General features: G+C 61.3%; 9 protein-coding genes and 2 rRNA genes. 6 read left to right on the top strand and 5 right to left on the bottom strand.

The genetic code is table 11. The features are described from left to right. The first annotated feature begins 150 nt into the window (after positions 1-150). A 23S ribosomal RNA gene (locus ABRZ00_RS10275) occupies positions 151-3,037 on the top strand. 191 nt (positions 3,038-3,228) lie between these two features. After that, positions 3,229-3,341: ribosomal RNA gene (gene rrf / locus ABRZ00_RS10280) — 5S ribosomal RNA — on the top strand. Between the two features lie 95 nt (positions 3,342-3,436). Here rrf and ABRZ00_RS10285 read toward each other — a convergent pair. Together ABRZ00_RS10285 and ABRZ00_RS10290 are read right to left on the bottom strand one after the other, a co-directional pair. Further along, a complete protein-coding gene (locus tag ABRZ00_RS10285) occupies positions 3,437-4,027 on the bottom strand; it encodes a response regulator transcription factor (protein ID WP_368642080.1) in 591 nt (196 codons plus the stop codon). Between the two features lie 51 nt (positions 4,028-4,078). Then, entirely contained in the window at positions 4,079-6,091 is a 2,013-nt protein-coding gene (locus ABRZ00_RS10290) for a nitrogen regulation protein NR(II) (protein WP_368642079.1), read from the bottom strand. 164 nt (positions 6,092-6,255) lie between these two features. Here ABRZ00_RS10290 and ABRZ00_RS10295 point away from each other — a divergent pair, with 164 nt between their 5' ends. The 4 genes from ABRZ00_RS10295 (at position 6,256) to ABRZ00_RS10310 (ending at position 10,202) form a co-directional block, all read left to right on the top strand. After that, entirely contained in the window at positions 6,256-7,257 is a 1,002-nt protein-coding gene (locus tag ABRZ00_RS10295; protein WP_368642750.1) for a TRAP transporter substrate-binding protein, read from the top strand. 65 nt (positions 7,258-7,322) lie between these two features. Next, positions 7,323-8,324 (top strand): TRAP transporter substrate-binding protein, encoded by a 1,002-nt coding sequence (locus ABRZ00_RS10300; protein WP_368642078.1) that lies wholly within the window; start codon positions 7,323-7,325, stop codon positions 8,322-8,324. A gap of 64 nt (positions 8,325-8,388) precedes the next feature. Beyond that, the gene (locus ABRZ00_RS10305) at positions 8,389-8,928 is read left to right on the top strand and encodes a TRAP transporter small permease (RefSeq protein ID WP_368642077.1); all 540 of its coding nucleotides are present in this window, start codon (positions 8,389-8,391) and stop codon (positions 8,926-8,928) included. Then, positions 8,925-10,202: a TRAP transporter large permease gene (locus ABRZ00_RS10310; RefSeq protein WP_368647689.1), complete on the top strand. Its 1,278-nt coding sequence runs from the start codon at positions 8,925-8,927 to the stop codon at positions 10,200-10,202. Before ABRZ00_RS10305 ends, ABRZ00_RS10310 begins: the two co-directional genes overlap by 4 nt. Positions 10,203-10,285: 83 nt before the next feature. Here the strand turns inward: ABRZ00_RS10310 and ABRZ00_RS10315 are convergent, their stop codons facing one another. The 3 genes from ABRZ00_RS10315 to pyk form a co-directional block, all read right to left on the bottom strand. Beyond that, a complete protein-coding gene (locus ABRZ00_RS10315; RefSeq protein WP_368642075.1) occupies positions 10,286-11,752 on the bottom strand; it encodes an Nramp family divalent metal transporter in 1,467 nt (488 codons plus the stop codon). 153 nt (positions 11,753-11,905) lie between these two features. Beyond that, on the bottom strand, positions 11,906-12,541 hold the full coding sequence (locus ABRZ00_RS10320; RefSeq protein WP_368642074.1) for a nucleoside triphosphate pyrophosphatase: 636 nt from the start codon (positions 12,539-12,541) through the stop codon (positions 11,906-11,908). 1 nt (position 12,542) lies between these two features. After that, a complete protein-coding gene (gene pyk / locus ABRZ00_RS10325; protein WP_368642073.1) occupies positions 12,543-13,985 on the bottom strand; it encodes a pyruvate kinase in 1,443 nt (480 codons plus the stop codon). Positions 13,986-13,991 lie beyond the last annotated feature (6 nt).

A 13,991-nucleotide genomic window follows, 5' to 3' on the forward strand; every position in this document is an offset into this window, starting at 1 on the left:
AATTTACGGGTTGTGATTGCAAAATCAATTGTTCAAAAGTTCTCAAGAAAGACTTCGATCTGCTCTACCCAGGGTGGATTGAACGAACCTTGTTGGAATTGAACGGCACAAACACGCGAAACTCAGTTCCTGTAATCTGCAAAGTTATAGGATCAAGCGAATAAGTGCATATGGTGGATGCCTTGGCGATCACAGGCGATGAAGGACGTTGTAGCCTGCGAAAAGCTGCGGGGAGCTGGCAAACAAGCTTTGATCCGCAGATGTCCGAATGGGGAAACCCACGGCAGCGATGCCGTATCGTTATCTGAATACATAGGGTAACGAGGCGAACCGGGTGAACTGAAACATCTCAGTAGCTCGAGGAAAAGAAATCAACCGAGATTCCGGCAGTAGCGGCGAGCGAAACCGGAGCAGCCTTGACGATTTAGCGCAATCGATAGTCGAACGGTCTGGAAAGGCCGGCCGCAGCATGGTGATAGCCCTGTAGACGAAATCGAGTGCGTGGAACTAAGCGTCAGAGAAGTAGGGCGGGACACGTGAAATCCTGTCTGAAGATGGGGGGACCATCCTCCAAGGCTAAATACTCGTGATCGACCGATAGTGAACCAGTACCGTGAGGGAAAGGCGAAAAGAACCCCGGAAGGGGAGTGAAATAGATCCTGAAACCGTATGCATACAAACAGTAGGAGCCTCCTTGTGGGGTGACTGCGTACCTTTTGTATAATGGGTCAGCGACTTACATTCAGTGGCAAGCTTAACCGGATAGGGAAGGCGTAGCGAAAGCGAGTCCGAATAGGGCGATTCAGTCGCTGGGTGTAGACCCGAAACCAGGCGATCTATCCATGGTCAGGTTGAAGGCACGGTAACACGTGCTGGAGGACCGAACCCACTAATGTTGAAAAATTAGGGGATGAACTGTGGATAGGGGTGAAAGGCTAAACAAGCCTGGAGATAGCTGGTTCTCTCCGAAAACTATTTAGGTAGTGCCTCACATGATTACTGCCGGGGGTAGAGCACTGTTATAGCTAGGGGGTCATGGCGACTTACCAACCTATGGCAAACTCCGAATACCGGCAAGTACAGTGTGGGAGACAGAGCACCGGGTGCTAACGTCCGGACTCAAGAGGGAAACAACCCAGACCGCCAGCTAAGGTCCCTAAAACGGGCTAAGTGGGAAACGAAGTGGGAAGGCATAGACAGTCAGGAGGTTGGCTTAGAAGCAGCCATCCTTTAAAGAAAGCGTAATAGCTCACTGATCGAGTCGTCCTGCGCGGAAGATGTAACGGGGCTAAGCCAGTTACCGAAGCTGCGGGTGTGCAATTTATTGCACGCGGTAGGAGAGCGTTCTGTAAGCCTGCGAAGGTGGCTTGTAAAGGCTGCTGGAGGTATCAGAAGTGCGAATGCTGACATGAGTAGCGATAAAGGGGGTGAAAAGCCCCCTCGCCGTAAGTCCAAGGTTTCCTGCGCAACGTTCATCGGCGCAGGGTGAGTCGGCCCCTAAGGCGAGGCAGAGATGCGTAGCTGATGGGAAGCTGGTTAATATTCCAGCACCGTCGTGAGATGCGATGGGGGGACGGATGACGGAAGGTCATCGGGGTGTTGGATATCCCCGTTGCTGCACCATAGAAGGCGCTTAGGCAAATCCGGGCGCGGAATTCAAGGGTGTGGCTGGACAGGAACTTCGGTTCCTGGACTGATTGGAAGTTGTCCCAGGAAAAGCCTCTAAGCTTCAGTCTCACGAGACCGTACCGCAAACCGACACAGGTGGACGGGATGAATATTCCAAGGCGCTTGAGAGAACTCAGGAGAAGGAACTCGGCAAATTGATACCGTAACTTCGGGAGAAGGTATGCCCTGGTAGTGTGAGGTGCCTGCGCACTGAGCATGAAGGGGCCGCAGTGAATCGGTGGCTGCGACTGTTTATTAAAAACACAGCACTCTGCAAAGACGAAAGTCGACGTATAGGGTGTGACGCCTGCCCGGTGCCGGAAGGTTAAGTGATGGGGTGCAAGCTCTTGATCGAAGCCCCGGTAAACGGCGGCCGTAACTATAACGGTCCTAAGGTAGCGAAATTCCTTGTCGGGTAAGTTCCGACCTGCACGAATGGCGTAACGATGGCCACACTGTCTCCTCCTGAGACTCAGCGAAGTTGAAATGTTTGTGATGATGCAATCTACCCGCGGCTAGACGGAAAGACCCCATGAACCTTTACTGTAGCTTTGCATTGGATTGTGAACCGGCCTGTGTAGGATAGGTGGGAGGCGTTGAAACCGAGTCGCTAGATTCGGTGGAGCCAACCTTGAAATACCACCCTGGTCTGTTTGCGGTTCTAACCTTGGCCCGTGATCCGGGTTGGGGACAGTGCATGGTGGGCAGTTTGACTGGGGCGGTCTCCTCCTAAAGTGTAACGGAGGAGTACGAAGGTACGCTAGGTACGGTCGGAAATCGTGCTGATAGTGCAATGGCATAAGCGTGCTTGACTGTGAGACTGACAAGTCGAACAGGTGCGAAAGCAGGTCATAGTGATCCGGTGGTTCTGTATGGAAGGGCCATCGCTCAACGGATAAAAGGTACTCTGGGGATAACAGGCTGATACCGCCCAAGAGTTCATATCGACGGCGGTGTTTGGCACCTCGATGTCGGCTCATCTCATCCTGGGGCTGTAGCCGGTCCCAAGGGTATGGCTGTTCGCCATTTAAAGAGGTACGTGAGCTGGGTTTAAAACGTCGTGAGACAGTTTGGTCCCTATCTGCCGTGGGCGTTGGATACTTGACGGAGCCTGCTCCTAGTACGAGAGGACCGGAGTGGACGTACCACTGGTGTATCGGTTGTCATGCCAATGGCATTGCCGAGTAGCTATGTACGGAAGAGATAACCGCTGAAGGCATCTAAGCGGGAAACTCGTCTGAAGATTAGGTATCCCGGGGGCTTGACCCCCCTGAAGGGTCGTCCGAGACCAGGACGTTGATAGGCTGGGTGTGGAAGCGCGGCAACGCGTGCAGCTAACCAGTACTAATTGCCCGTGCGGCTTGATCCTATAACCTTGCGGAGTACCGCAACGGAATTAGAGTGATCGTGTAGTAGCCGACACAATTGAACGAAACAACGCAACCCCGGGCTTCGCCCTTGTGAGACCGCTGCCATGCAGCCCTCGCAAGACGCGCGCCTGTGTGCTTCTTCCAAATTGGCGAACCAGTCCCTCGAAAGACTGATTCGCAACCAGTTATGCTTGACGACCATAGCAAGGCGGTCCCACTCCTTCCCATCCCGAACAGGACAGTGAAACGCCTTCGCGCCGATGATAGTGGGTGGACACCTGTGAAAGTAGGTCATCGTCAGGCTTCTATACCGCAAAGCCCCTGCAGAGTATTCTGCAGGGGCTTTGTCTTTTTGCCGTCGCCGATGGCGGCAGCGGCTGTTGCCGAGGCGGCGGGTGCTACTTGAGCAGGCGCGCCAGCTCGACCGCGGTGCGCACGCCCATTTTGGCGAAGACGTGGGCGCGGTGGACTTCCACCGTCCGCATGGTGATCCCCATCATGTCGGCAATCACCTTGTTCATCTTGCCCTCCAGGATCAGATCCATGACCTCGCGCTCGCGCGCCGATAGCGAATCCAGGCGCGCCTGGACTTGCGCCTGGTCGCCGGCCTCCAGGGATGCCCGCAACGCTTCTTGCACGCGGTCCATCAGCGAATTGTCGTTGAATGGTTTTTCAAAGAAATCAAAAGCACCGCGTTTCAGGCTGTCGACGGCCATCGGGACGTCGCCGTGGCCGGTCAGGAAAATGACCGGCATGCGCCGGGTATAGCCGCGCGCCTCGAGGGCGTCGAATAGCTGCGCGCCGCTCATGTCAGGCATGCGCATGTCGAGCAGCAGGCAGTCTCCTTCGTGGCTGAAGGCGAAGTCCGTGCCCAGCATGTCGAGAAAGGGCTGGGCGCCATCGTATCCCATGGCTTCGATGCGGCGGGATTGGGCCAGCCAGATCAGCGAGTCCCGGATGACCTCTTCGTCGTCAACGATATGTAGCACCTTGTCGTTTCCCTCCCTGGGGCGCGCACGGCCCGCGTGTGTGCAGCCATTTTATGCCTTTACGCGATCGGCGGACGCAGCGGCGGGCAGCGAGAAACGGAAGATCGTGCCCCCGCCGGGATTGTCGGCGTAGCTCAGGGTGCCGCCGTGTGATTCCACGACGGTGCGGCATATCTTGAGGCCCATGCCCATGCCATCGACCTTTGTGGAAAAGAAGGGGGAAAACAGTTTCTCGCGGGCATGCTGCGGGATGCCGCAGCCGCGGTCGGTGACGCTGATGAACACGTTGCCGGGGACAAGCGGGTCGATGCCTGCGCCGATGTGCAGGGTCCGGCGGGAGGGCTCCATGTCCCGCATCGATTCGATGGCGTTGCGGGTCAGGTTGAGCAGCACTTGCCCGAGCATCATCTGGTCGGCCAGCACCGGCGGCGTGTCCGGCGCGATGTCGGTCTTGATCGTGATGAAATGCTGGTTGGCCTGCAATTCGGCCAGTTGGACGACATCGGCGATCAAGGCGGACGACTCCACGGGCTCCCGATGGGGTTCGCGCCGTTTGGTGAAGGTGTGGACGCTGCGGATGACATGCCCGGCGCGCTGCGCCTGGGTATTGGCTTTCTCCAGGGCCTCCCGAATGAGGGTCATGCGGGCCTCGCCCGGCTGCGCGTCGGGATCGTTCAGCAGGTTGAGCGCCCCCGTCGTATAGCTGGTGATCGCGGCCAGCGGCTGGTTCAGTTCATGGGCCAGGGTCGAGGCGAGTTCTCCCATGGTCACCAGCCTGGCGCTGGCCTGGAGCTTTTCCTGCTGGCGCCGGTTCAGATCCTCGAACCGCTTGCGATCGGAAATGTCCAGGATCGATCCCATCCAGCCCGTCTGGCGGCCGTTTTCATCGACCAGCGCGGATTCGTACACCAGCACGGGAAAGCGCTCCTGGTCCCGGCGCAGGAAGATCGTCTCGAAACCTTGAGTGTTGATCTTGCCTGCGATGCGCAGGGCAAAACGTTCCTGGTATTCATCCATGACCTCCGGGGCCCAGTAGGGCATGGGCGGTGAACGCCCGATCAGATCTTGGGCGGGGATGCCGACCATGCGGCAAAAGGCGGGGTTGACGTAGGTGATCCTGCCGCTCAGGTCGTACACCCGCAAGCCGGTCACCAGGGAGTCCTCCATGGCAGTGCGAAAAGCGATCTGTTCGCGCAGCGCGCGTTCGACGGCCATCCGGCGGTTGATGTCGCGCCACAGGGCGGCGAGGCTCCAGAACAGGCCCAACGTCAAGACGACGATGACGACGATCAACAGGTTGGGCAGCAGCTTGGGCGCACCCCTGACGCTGTTGGTGCGCAGCGTGATGTCCGCATAGGGCAGGTGCAGGTCGTGCGCGTAGGTATACACGCCCCGCCCGGCGCCGCCCGCGGTGCGCCGCCCCAAAGTGCGCTCGTAGCGGTCGGTGAGGTGGATCTCGTTCTTCTGGGCGAACCACCAGGGCACCATTTGTTCCAGGATGCCGGTCAGGGAGTAGGTGGCGATCACGCTGCCGGCGTAGCGCCCGTCCTGATGGATTGGAAAGAAATAATCCATGACGGCGGGGTGCTGATCGTCTACAGGCGGATCTGGCTGGCTGTATTCCGGCGCCAGGGTGGCGCGGATGCGGTCCAGCTTCAAGCGCAGCGGTTCGGGCAGTTCGGTCAGTGAAAAAGAGGTGTTCCGGTCGGAGCCCGCGCCCCGGCCGTCCGCGCCGATCCAGATGATGCGCGTGAGCTCGGGATGAGTGCGCAGCAAAAAGCGCATCCGCTTCTGCAGCTTTTCGCCGGCCAGATGGCCGACGGCGATTTCATTGGCCAGCGAACGGAAATCGTCTTCATTGCGCCCAAGCTGGAAGCGGATGGTCTGCTCGACCCAGAGCGTATCGGCGATCAACTGCTCCTGGCGCTCTGTCGATTCCATTTGCTGCGCCTGATGCGGCAGCCAGATGACGGTGGTCAGGAACAACAGCGCGCACAGGACCGGCACCAGCCATTGCCAGGTGCGCCGGTGAACGAGCGGAGTGTGGGCGGTCAAGGGAGGCATGCCGGATGAGTTTTTCTTAGTGTATCCGAGCCTTGCGGCCCCGGCGCTGGATCGGCGCCCGGCCCGCTTGTGGATTTCCACAGTTGAAAGCAGTGGCCCGGTTGCTCAGAATGGCGGCAAATGTATCAATGATGCGAATGCCAAGCCCGAATACCGCCGCAGTGATGAAATTATTTGCCATTCTGTTCTCCTGGATATTCGCATGCCTGTTGCCATCGCATGCGGTTCAGGCGCAGCAGGAGCCTATTGTCATCCGGTTCAGCCATGTGGTGGCTGCGGATACGCCCAAGGGCAAAGCGGCGGTCCGCTTCAAGCAACTGGCCGAAGAGGCAACCAACGGCCGGGTGCGCGTGCAGGTCTATCCGAATAGCGAGCTTTACCGTGACCGCGAGGAACTGGAAGCGCTTCAGTTAGGCGCGGTCGAAATGATTGCGCCTTCCTTGTCCAAATTCGGGCCGTTGGGCGTGCGTGAGTTTGAAGTCTTTGATTTGCCGTTCCTGTTTCCAGACGAAGCGGCGCTGCACCAGATCACGAATGGGCCGATCGGCGCCGGCATGCTGCAGCGGTTGCGCCTCAAGGGGGTCATCGGTCTGGCGTTCTGGGACAATGGATTCAAGTCTTTCTCGGCCAACAGGCCGCTGCTCGCGCCTTCCGATCTGACCGGTCTGCGCCTGCGCATTCAACCCTCCCGGGTGCTCGATGCCCAGATGAGGGCGCTGGGCGCGCAGCCGATGACCATGCGTTTTGGCGAGGTCTACGCGGCCCTTGAGGCGGGGGTGGTGGATGGCACCGAGAATCCGCCTTCGAATTTCTATACCCAGGGCATGCAAGACGTGCAGTCGCACTTCACGGTGTCCAATCACGGTTATCTGGGCTATGCGGTGATCGTCAACCGGAAGTTCTGGGAAGATCTGCCTTCCGAGGTCCGCGAAGCGCTGGAAGAGGCCATGCGCAAGGCGACGGCCTATGCCGCCTCGATTTCGCAAGCCGAGAACGACCGCGCCTTGAATGCGATCCGTGCGTCCGGCAAGACGCAAGTGCATGTCCTGACGGAAACGGAGCGTCAGGCATGGAAGAAAGCTCTGTCCGCCGTCAGCGTCGAGATGGAAGACGTGATCGGCAGGCAACTGATCGCCGATATCCGGCGAACGATCGGAACCCGTTAGGGCGGGGCCGATCGAGGTTTTTAGCGTTTGATTTCAAGACCCATCATAAATAGGGAGACTTTGTCATGAAAATCCGCATCCCCGCCGTCAAGGCCTTGAGCGTCTGCATCGCGCTGGCTTTTTCCTCCGGAGCGCTGGCCGATCAGCCCATCGTCGTGAAGTTCAGCCACGTCGTCGCCGAAAACACCCCCAAGGGGCAGGGCGCGCTCAAGTTCAAGGAACTGGCCGAGGCCAACCTGCCGGGCAAGGTCGAAGTCCAGGTGTTCTCCAACTCGCAGCTCTTTGGCGACGGCAAGGAAATGGAAGCCTTGCTGCTGGGCGACGTGCAGATCATCGCGCCGTCCCTGGCCAAGTTCGACCGCTATACCAAGAAGCTGCAGATTTTCGATCTTCCGTTCATGTTCGACGACATGGCCGCGCTGGACCGCTTTCAGTCCAGCGACGCCGGGCAGGAACTGCTGAACTCCATGAAATCCAAGGGCATCCAGGGCCTGGCCTATTGGCATAACGGCCTGAAGCAGATGTCCAGCAACAAGGACACGCTTGTCCGTCCGGAAGACATCAAGGGCCTGAAGTTCCGCATCCAGTCTTCCGACGTGCTGGAAGCCCAGTTCCGCCAGTTGGGCGCCAATCCCCAGAAGCTGGCCTTTGCCGAGGTCTATCAGGCCTTGCAGACCGGCGTGGTCGATGGCGCTGAAAATCCCTGGTCGAACATCTACTCGCAAAAATTCCACGAGGTCCAGAAGACCATCGCGGTCACCAACCACGGCGCGCTGGACTACATGGTGATCACCAATTCCGGCTGGTGGGATGGTCTGCCCGAGGATATCCGTGCGGGTCTGCAAAAAGCCATGGCGGGGGCGACGGAGCATGCCAACAAGCTGGCTGCCGAAATCAACGATCGCGACCAGAAGCGCATCGCCGAAGCCGGCAAAGCGAAGATCCAGACCCTGACCAAGCGGGATATCGCCGCCTGGCGCGAAGCCGTCCGGCCTGTCTGGGCGAAGTTCTCCGACCAGATCGGCGAAGACCTGATCGCGAAGGCCCGGGCGTCCAACGGCGACTGAGAATCGGCTTGATCGCGCGGCCGCCAGGAGGCGGCCGTTTCGTGTCCTGACAAAGGAGTTCTCCATGCCTAGAACCTGGCTGGAACATATCGAGGAGGGCCTGATCGCCTTTCTCCTGGCGGCAATGACCGTGGTGACGTTCGCCCAGGTCGTGGCCCGCTACGTCTTCAACTACAGCTTTGTCTGGGCGTTGGAGCTGACCATGTTTTTCTTCGGCGCCCTGATCTTCCTGGGCATCTCTTACGGCGTGCGCGTGGGCGCGCATATCGGGGTGGATGCGCTCGTGCGCATTCTGCCCGCCCGGGCGGCCCATGCGGTGACGATCGTCAGCACCCTGCTGTGCATCTTGTATGCGGCCATCGTCGTCTACGGCGCCTGGATCTACGTCGACAAGATCTACACCATCGGCATCCTGGCCCAGGATCTGCCCGTCCCGCAGTGGGTGCCGCGCGTGGTGCTGCCGCTGGGTTATATCCTGCTCCTGTGGCGCCTGGGCGAGGTCCTGTGGAACCTGCTGAAGGGCGGGCACGCCTCGTTGCTGGGTGACGAGGTCGCCGATGCCATGAAATACCGCAGCGATGATTCCAAGGGAGACGCCGCATGACCACCACCGCCCTTTTCATCCTGCTGTTCGTCTTCATGTTCATGGGCATGCCCGTGGCCGTGGCCCTGGGCCTGTCCTCGCTGCTGACCATCATGGCCTTCGGCCACGATTCGCTGGCTTCGCTCTCGCTCAAGCTTTATGAGACGTCCGAGCACTTTACCTTGATGGCGATCCCCTTCTTCGTGCTGGCGGGCGCTTTCATGACGACCGGCGGCGTGGCCCGGCGCATGATCCGCTTTGCCATCGCTGCCGTGGGCCATCTGCACGGCGGCCTGGCGATTGCCTCGGTGCTGGCCTGCGTGCTGTTCGCCGCCGTTTCGGGCTCTTCACCGGCCACCGTGGTGGCTGTGGGTTCGATCGTGATTGCCGGTATGGTACGCGCCGGCTACACGGAAAGTTTCGCTGCGGGGGTGATCTGTAACGCCGGTACGCTCGGCATTCTTATCCCGCCATCCATCGTTCTGGTGGTCTACGGCGCGGTCACCGAGACATCGGTGGGGGCCCTGTTCATGGCCGGCGTCGTTCCCGGGCTGTTGCTGGGCCTGGTGCTGATGGTGGCCATCTACATCGTTGCGCGCGTGCGCAACATGCCGCGCCAGCCGCGCGCCTCGATCGGCGAGGTCCTGAGCGCGGGCCGCGACTCGATCTGGGGGCTGCTGCTGATCATCATCATCCTGGGGGGAATCTACGGCGGAATCTTCACGCCCACCGAAGCGGCCGCCGTGGCTGCCGTCTACGCCTTTGCCATCGCGGTTTTCGTCTATCGCGACATTGGCTTCAAGCAGGTGCCCGAGGTCCTGATCGATGCGGCCAAGGTGACCATCATGCTGATGTTCATCATCGCCAACGCGCTGCTGTTCGCCCATGTGCTGACTACCGAACGCATTCCCCAGGCCATTGCCGAGCAGATCATCGCCTGGGACATGAGCGCCTGGCAGTTCCTGATCGTGGTCAACATTCTGCTGCTGGTGGCCGGCGCCTTCATGGAACCGACCGGCATCATCCTGATCCTGGCCCCGATCCTGTTCCCGATCGCCACCCAGATGGGCATTGATCCGGTGCACCTGGGCATCATCATGGTGGTCAACCTGGAAATCGGTATGGTCACCCCGCCCGTGGGCCTGAACTTGTTCGTGACGGCCGGCATTACCAAGATGAGCATCGGGCAGGTCATCCGGGCCGCGTTCCCGTGGCTGTCCCTTTTGCTGGTCTACCTGGTCTTCATCACCTACGTGCCCGCCGTCAGCCTCTGGCTGCCCAGCCTGCTGGGCTGATCGGTCAGGCTCCGCGCTGAAAAAAGGCCGGCCGCCCCTGGGCGGCCGGCCTTTTCAATGCCGCACAGGCGACGTGGCGGGGATCAGAACAGCTTGCCGAACTGGGCGATGAGCAGATAGATCGAGAAGCCGCCGTAGAACAGCACCGCCCACAGAATGGCCGCGAAGCGCACGCCGCCCAGCCCGATGGCGCGCGGCAGCATGCAGCGGTTCAACTGGATCAGCAGCACCGAGTACACGAACATCACCAGGCCGTTGAGCGCCGAGGCGATCACCAGCAGCAGCAGCGGCTGGCTGACGCCCGAGAGCAGAATGATGGAGCCGAAAGCCACCATCAGCCAGACGATCAGGAAGTACAGGCGGCTTTCCGTCCAGGTCTGGCTGTCGCGCAGCCAGTTGGTCTTGGCGATGTCGGCCACGATCCGGCCGATCATGTCGAGCACGGTCAGGTTGGTGGAAAGCAGCACCACCACGCCGGTGAACCAGAATGCCGGCCCGACCCAGGGGCCGGCCCGCTCATTCAGATTTTCGCCCAGCAGCCGCACGAAATCGAAATTCTGCGCGGTGCTGCCGACGCCGACGTAGAGATAGGCCAGCATCATGAACAGCATGATGGCAAACAGGCCGAGCAGGAAGAAGGTAATGAATTGCTCGCGGTCGGCCACTTTCCACCAGCCGCGCCAGCGCCGCATATTGGCTTCGTCCTGGCGGAAGAAGTAACCGATCGCGGCGTCGGTGGTTTCCTGGCCGGTGATGGGCGAGACGATCTTCGGCAGATGGGCGCCCATGCCCAGCCCCTTGTCGCGCACCCAGTTCGATTGGGCCAGATTCATGACCCCGCCGGCGCCTGCGAAGGCGATGGCGCCCAACAGCAAGGCGATGGGCAGCTTGCCGATGGCCTCGGGGATCTTCGGCACCTCGGTGGTGAAGCCGGCAACCAGTGCGCCCCAGGTCTCGCCGTTGAGCAGGCCCACGACGATGTAGATCATGAACAGCACGATCAGGGCGACGAGGAAGAACTGGATTTTTTCCACGGTTCGGTAGACCACCGGCGAGACGGTCAGGATGATGCCGATCAGCACCAGCGAGGCGATGGTGATCGGGATCACCGCGTCCCCCGACAGGCCGAAGGCATAGGTCAGCGCGGTGGAACTGCCGGTTGCCCATCCGGGCCACATCCAGGGAACGACAGCCATGATGATGAACAGCCAGCTCCAGGGTTTCCAGAGCCGGGTGAAGCCGGTGACGGCGGTTTCCCCGGTGGCCAGCGTGTAGCGTGTGATTTCCATGTTGAGGAAATACTGGGTCAGGATGCCGATGGTGGCCAGCCAGACCAGGGCCAGGCCCGTCTGGGTGGAAATGTAGGGCCACAGCACGAATTCACCTGAACCGATCGAGCCTGCCAGCAAAAGCACGCTGGGGCCGATGACTTTTTTCATCGGCAAGGGTTCGGGAAGATCCCGGTAAGTGGTGGGAGGCAGGTTCCGACTGCGGATCTCTTCGGCGACCTGGGAGTTGGAAGGCGTTGGACTGACGGCTGAATCGACCATGTGCAAGACCTCTCTGAGAGTGAGTGGTATTTGCCGAGATGGCCATGCGATGCAGCCCTGGCCACCACCGCGCGCCCGCTGGATTCAGCGGGACGTCAGTTCATGCTAGGAGTGTGCGCGGCGGTGGTCAAGGTCGGGAAGGACAATCAAGGGTTAACCAGTACACTGAAGGTTGAGCGTCAGCAACTGGAAGGTTTCATGGGCCGGCAGGCCCATCACGCCACTGTGGCTGCCTTCCAGGCGCGCTACGAAGGCGGCCGCCCGGCCCTGGATGGCGTAGCCGCCCGCCTTGCCGAAAGGCTCGCCGCTGGCGACGTAGCGGGCAATGTCGCCGGTCGTCAGCGGCTGGAAATGGACGGTGCTGATGCTGACCGCTTCGTGGAAACCGCCTCCGGCCGCCAGTACCACGGCGGTGTGGACTGCGTGCGCGCGGCCGGACAGGCGGCGCAACATGCGGGCGGCATCGGCCGCGTCGCGCGGCTTGCCCAGGACTTCGCCGTCCAGGATGACCGTGGTGTCGGCGCACAGAATGGGCGCCTCGCGCCAGCCGGCGGGCCAGGCGCTCGGCAGCGGGTCGGGTTGTCCCCCGGTGGCCAGCCAGGCGGCGGCGCGTTCGGCCTTGTCCCGCGCGGTGCGGCGGACATAGTCGGCGGGCGGCTCGCCCGGCAGGCGGGGCTCGTCCTCGCCTTCGGGGGCGGGCACGCGCAGGATGCCGTGGGGAATGCCGAGTTGATCCAGGATTTCATGGCGTCGGGGGCTGGCGGACGCCAGGAGGATGAAGGACGTCATGTCAGCTCACGCGCAGGATCTTCATCCCGTTGGTGCCGCCGCTGTCGCTGTAGAAATCGCCCTTGGTCAGGATGATCCAGTCGCCCGTCTGCAACTGTCCCCGGTTGCGCAGGATATCGATGGCGGCATCGCTGACCTCGGCCGGCGGCAGCGCCGCCGCATCGAAGGGGATGGTGTAGACCCCGCGAAACAGCGCGGCGCGTCGCTGGGTGGCCGGGTGCCGGGTGTAGCAGTAGATGGGCACGCCGGAGCGGATGCGCGACATGATGAGCGGGGTGTGGCCGCTTTCGGTCAGGCTGATGATGGCCTTGATGCCGGGGAAGTGATTGGCGGCGTACATGCTGGCCAGCGCGATGGTCTCGTCGCAACGCGAGAAGGTTTCCCCCAGGCGGTGGTGGGATTGAATGCTGGTGGGTTCCCGTTCGGCGCCCAGACAGATCCGCGCCATGGCCTGGACCGCCTCGACGGGATATCGCCCTGAGGCCGACTCGGCCGACAGCATGACGGCATCGGTGTAGTCGAGCACGGCATTGGCGACGTCGGAGACCTCGGCGCGGGTCGGGATCGGGCTGGCGATCATGGATTCCATCATCTGGGTCGCCGTGATCACCAGCTTGTTCTGGGTGCGGGCGTGCTGGATGATGCGCTTCTGGATGCCGGCGAGCCGGGCATCGCCGATTTCCACGCCCAGGTCGCCCCGGGCCACCATCACGCCGTCGCTGGCGCGGATCAGATTGTCCAGCGCGGCATCGTCGGCCACGGCTTCGGCGCGCTCGATCTTGGCGATGATCCAGGCCGGGCTGCCGGCTTCGCGCACCAGGCGCCGCGCCTGTTCGATGTCGGCTCCGGCGCGGGGAAAGGAGACCGCCACGTAGTCCAGTTCGAGTTCGGCCGCCAGGCGGATGTCCTGGCGGTCCTTGTCGGTCAGGCTGGGCGCCGAGATGCCGCCGCCCCGGCGGTTGATGCCTTTGTTGTTGGACAACGGCCCGCCGACTTCGACCCGCGTGTGGACGGCGCCGGCATCCACGGATTCGACCCGCAGGATCACGCGGCCATCGTCCAGCAGCAATTCGTCGCCGGGCGCGCAGTCCTGGACCAGCGGCGGGTATTCGATGCCGACGATCCCGGGGTTGCCGGCGTCCAGCGGATGTTCGATGGACAGCGTGAAGGCGTCGCCCGGATTCAGCGTGACGGCGCCATCGGCGAAGCGGCCGATGCGGATCTTGGGGCCCTGGAGATCGCCCATGAGGGCGATGTGGCGGTCGAGCCGGGCGGAGATCTCGCGAACCAGCCGGACCCGTTCCCGGTGATCGTCGGCCGTGCCGTGGGAAAAATTCAGCCGGGCCACGTCCAGGCCGGCCAGGATCAGGGCCTCGATGCGTTCGGGGCTGGAGGTCGAAGGCCCCAGCGTGGCAACGATTTTGGTGCGGCGGCGCGCGGTCATGGTGGC

The organism is Castellaniella ginsengisoli, assembly GCF_040955415.1.
Taxonomy (GTDB): domain Bacteria; phylum Pseudomonadota; class Gammaproteobacteria; order Burkholderiales; family Burkholderiaceae_B; genus Castellaniella; species Castellaniella ginsengisoli.

What these genes read in the sequence shown, in the direction of transcription:
- pyk (WP_368642073.1), bottom strand. Translation starts at nt 13,985, where the DNA reads ATGACCGCGCGCCGCCGCACCAAAATCGTTGCCACGCTGGGGCCTTCG.
- ABRZ00_RS10300 (WP_368642078.1), top strand. Translation starts at nt 7,323, where the DNA reads ATGAAAATCCGCATCCCCGCCGTCAAGGCCTTGAGCGTCTGCATCGCG.
- ABRZ00_RS10290 (WP_368642079.1), bottom strand. Translation starts at nt 6,091, where the DNA reads ATGCCTCCCTTGACCGCCCACACTCCGCTCGTTCACCGGCGCACCTGG.
- ABRZ00_RS10295 (WP_368642750.1), top strand. Translation starts at nt 6,256, where the DNA reads ATGAAATTATTTGCCATTCTGTTCTCCTGGATATTCGCATGCCTGTTG.
- ABRZ00_RS10310 (WP_368647689.1), top strand. Translation starts at nt 8,925, where the DNA reads ATGACCACCACCGCCCTTTTCATCCTGCTGTTCGTCTTCATGTTCATG.
- ABRZ00_RS10320 (WP_368642074.1), bottom strand. Translation starts at nt 12,541, where the DNA reads ATGACGTCCTTCATCCTCCTGGCGTCCGCCAGCCCCCGACGCCATGAA.
- ABRZ00_RS10305 (WP_368642077.1), top strand. Translation starts at nt 8,389, where the DNA reads ATGCCTAGAACCTGGCTGGAACATATCGAGGAGGGCCTGATCGCCTTT.
- ABRZ00_RS10315 (WP_368642075.1), bottom strand. Translation starts at nt 11,752, where the DNA reads ATGGTCGATTCAGCCGTCAGTCCAACGCCTTCCAACTCCCAGGTCGCC.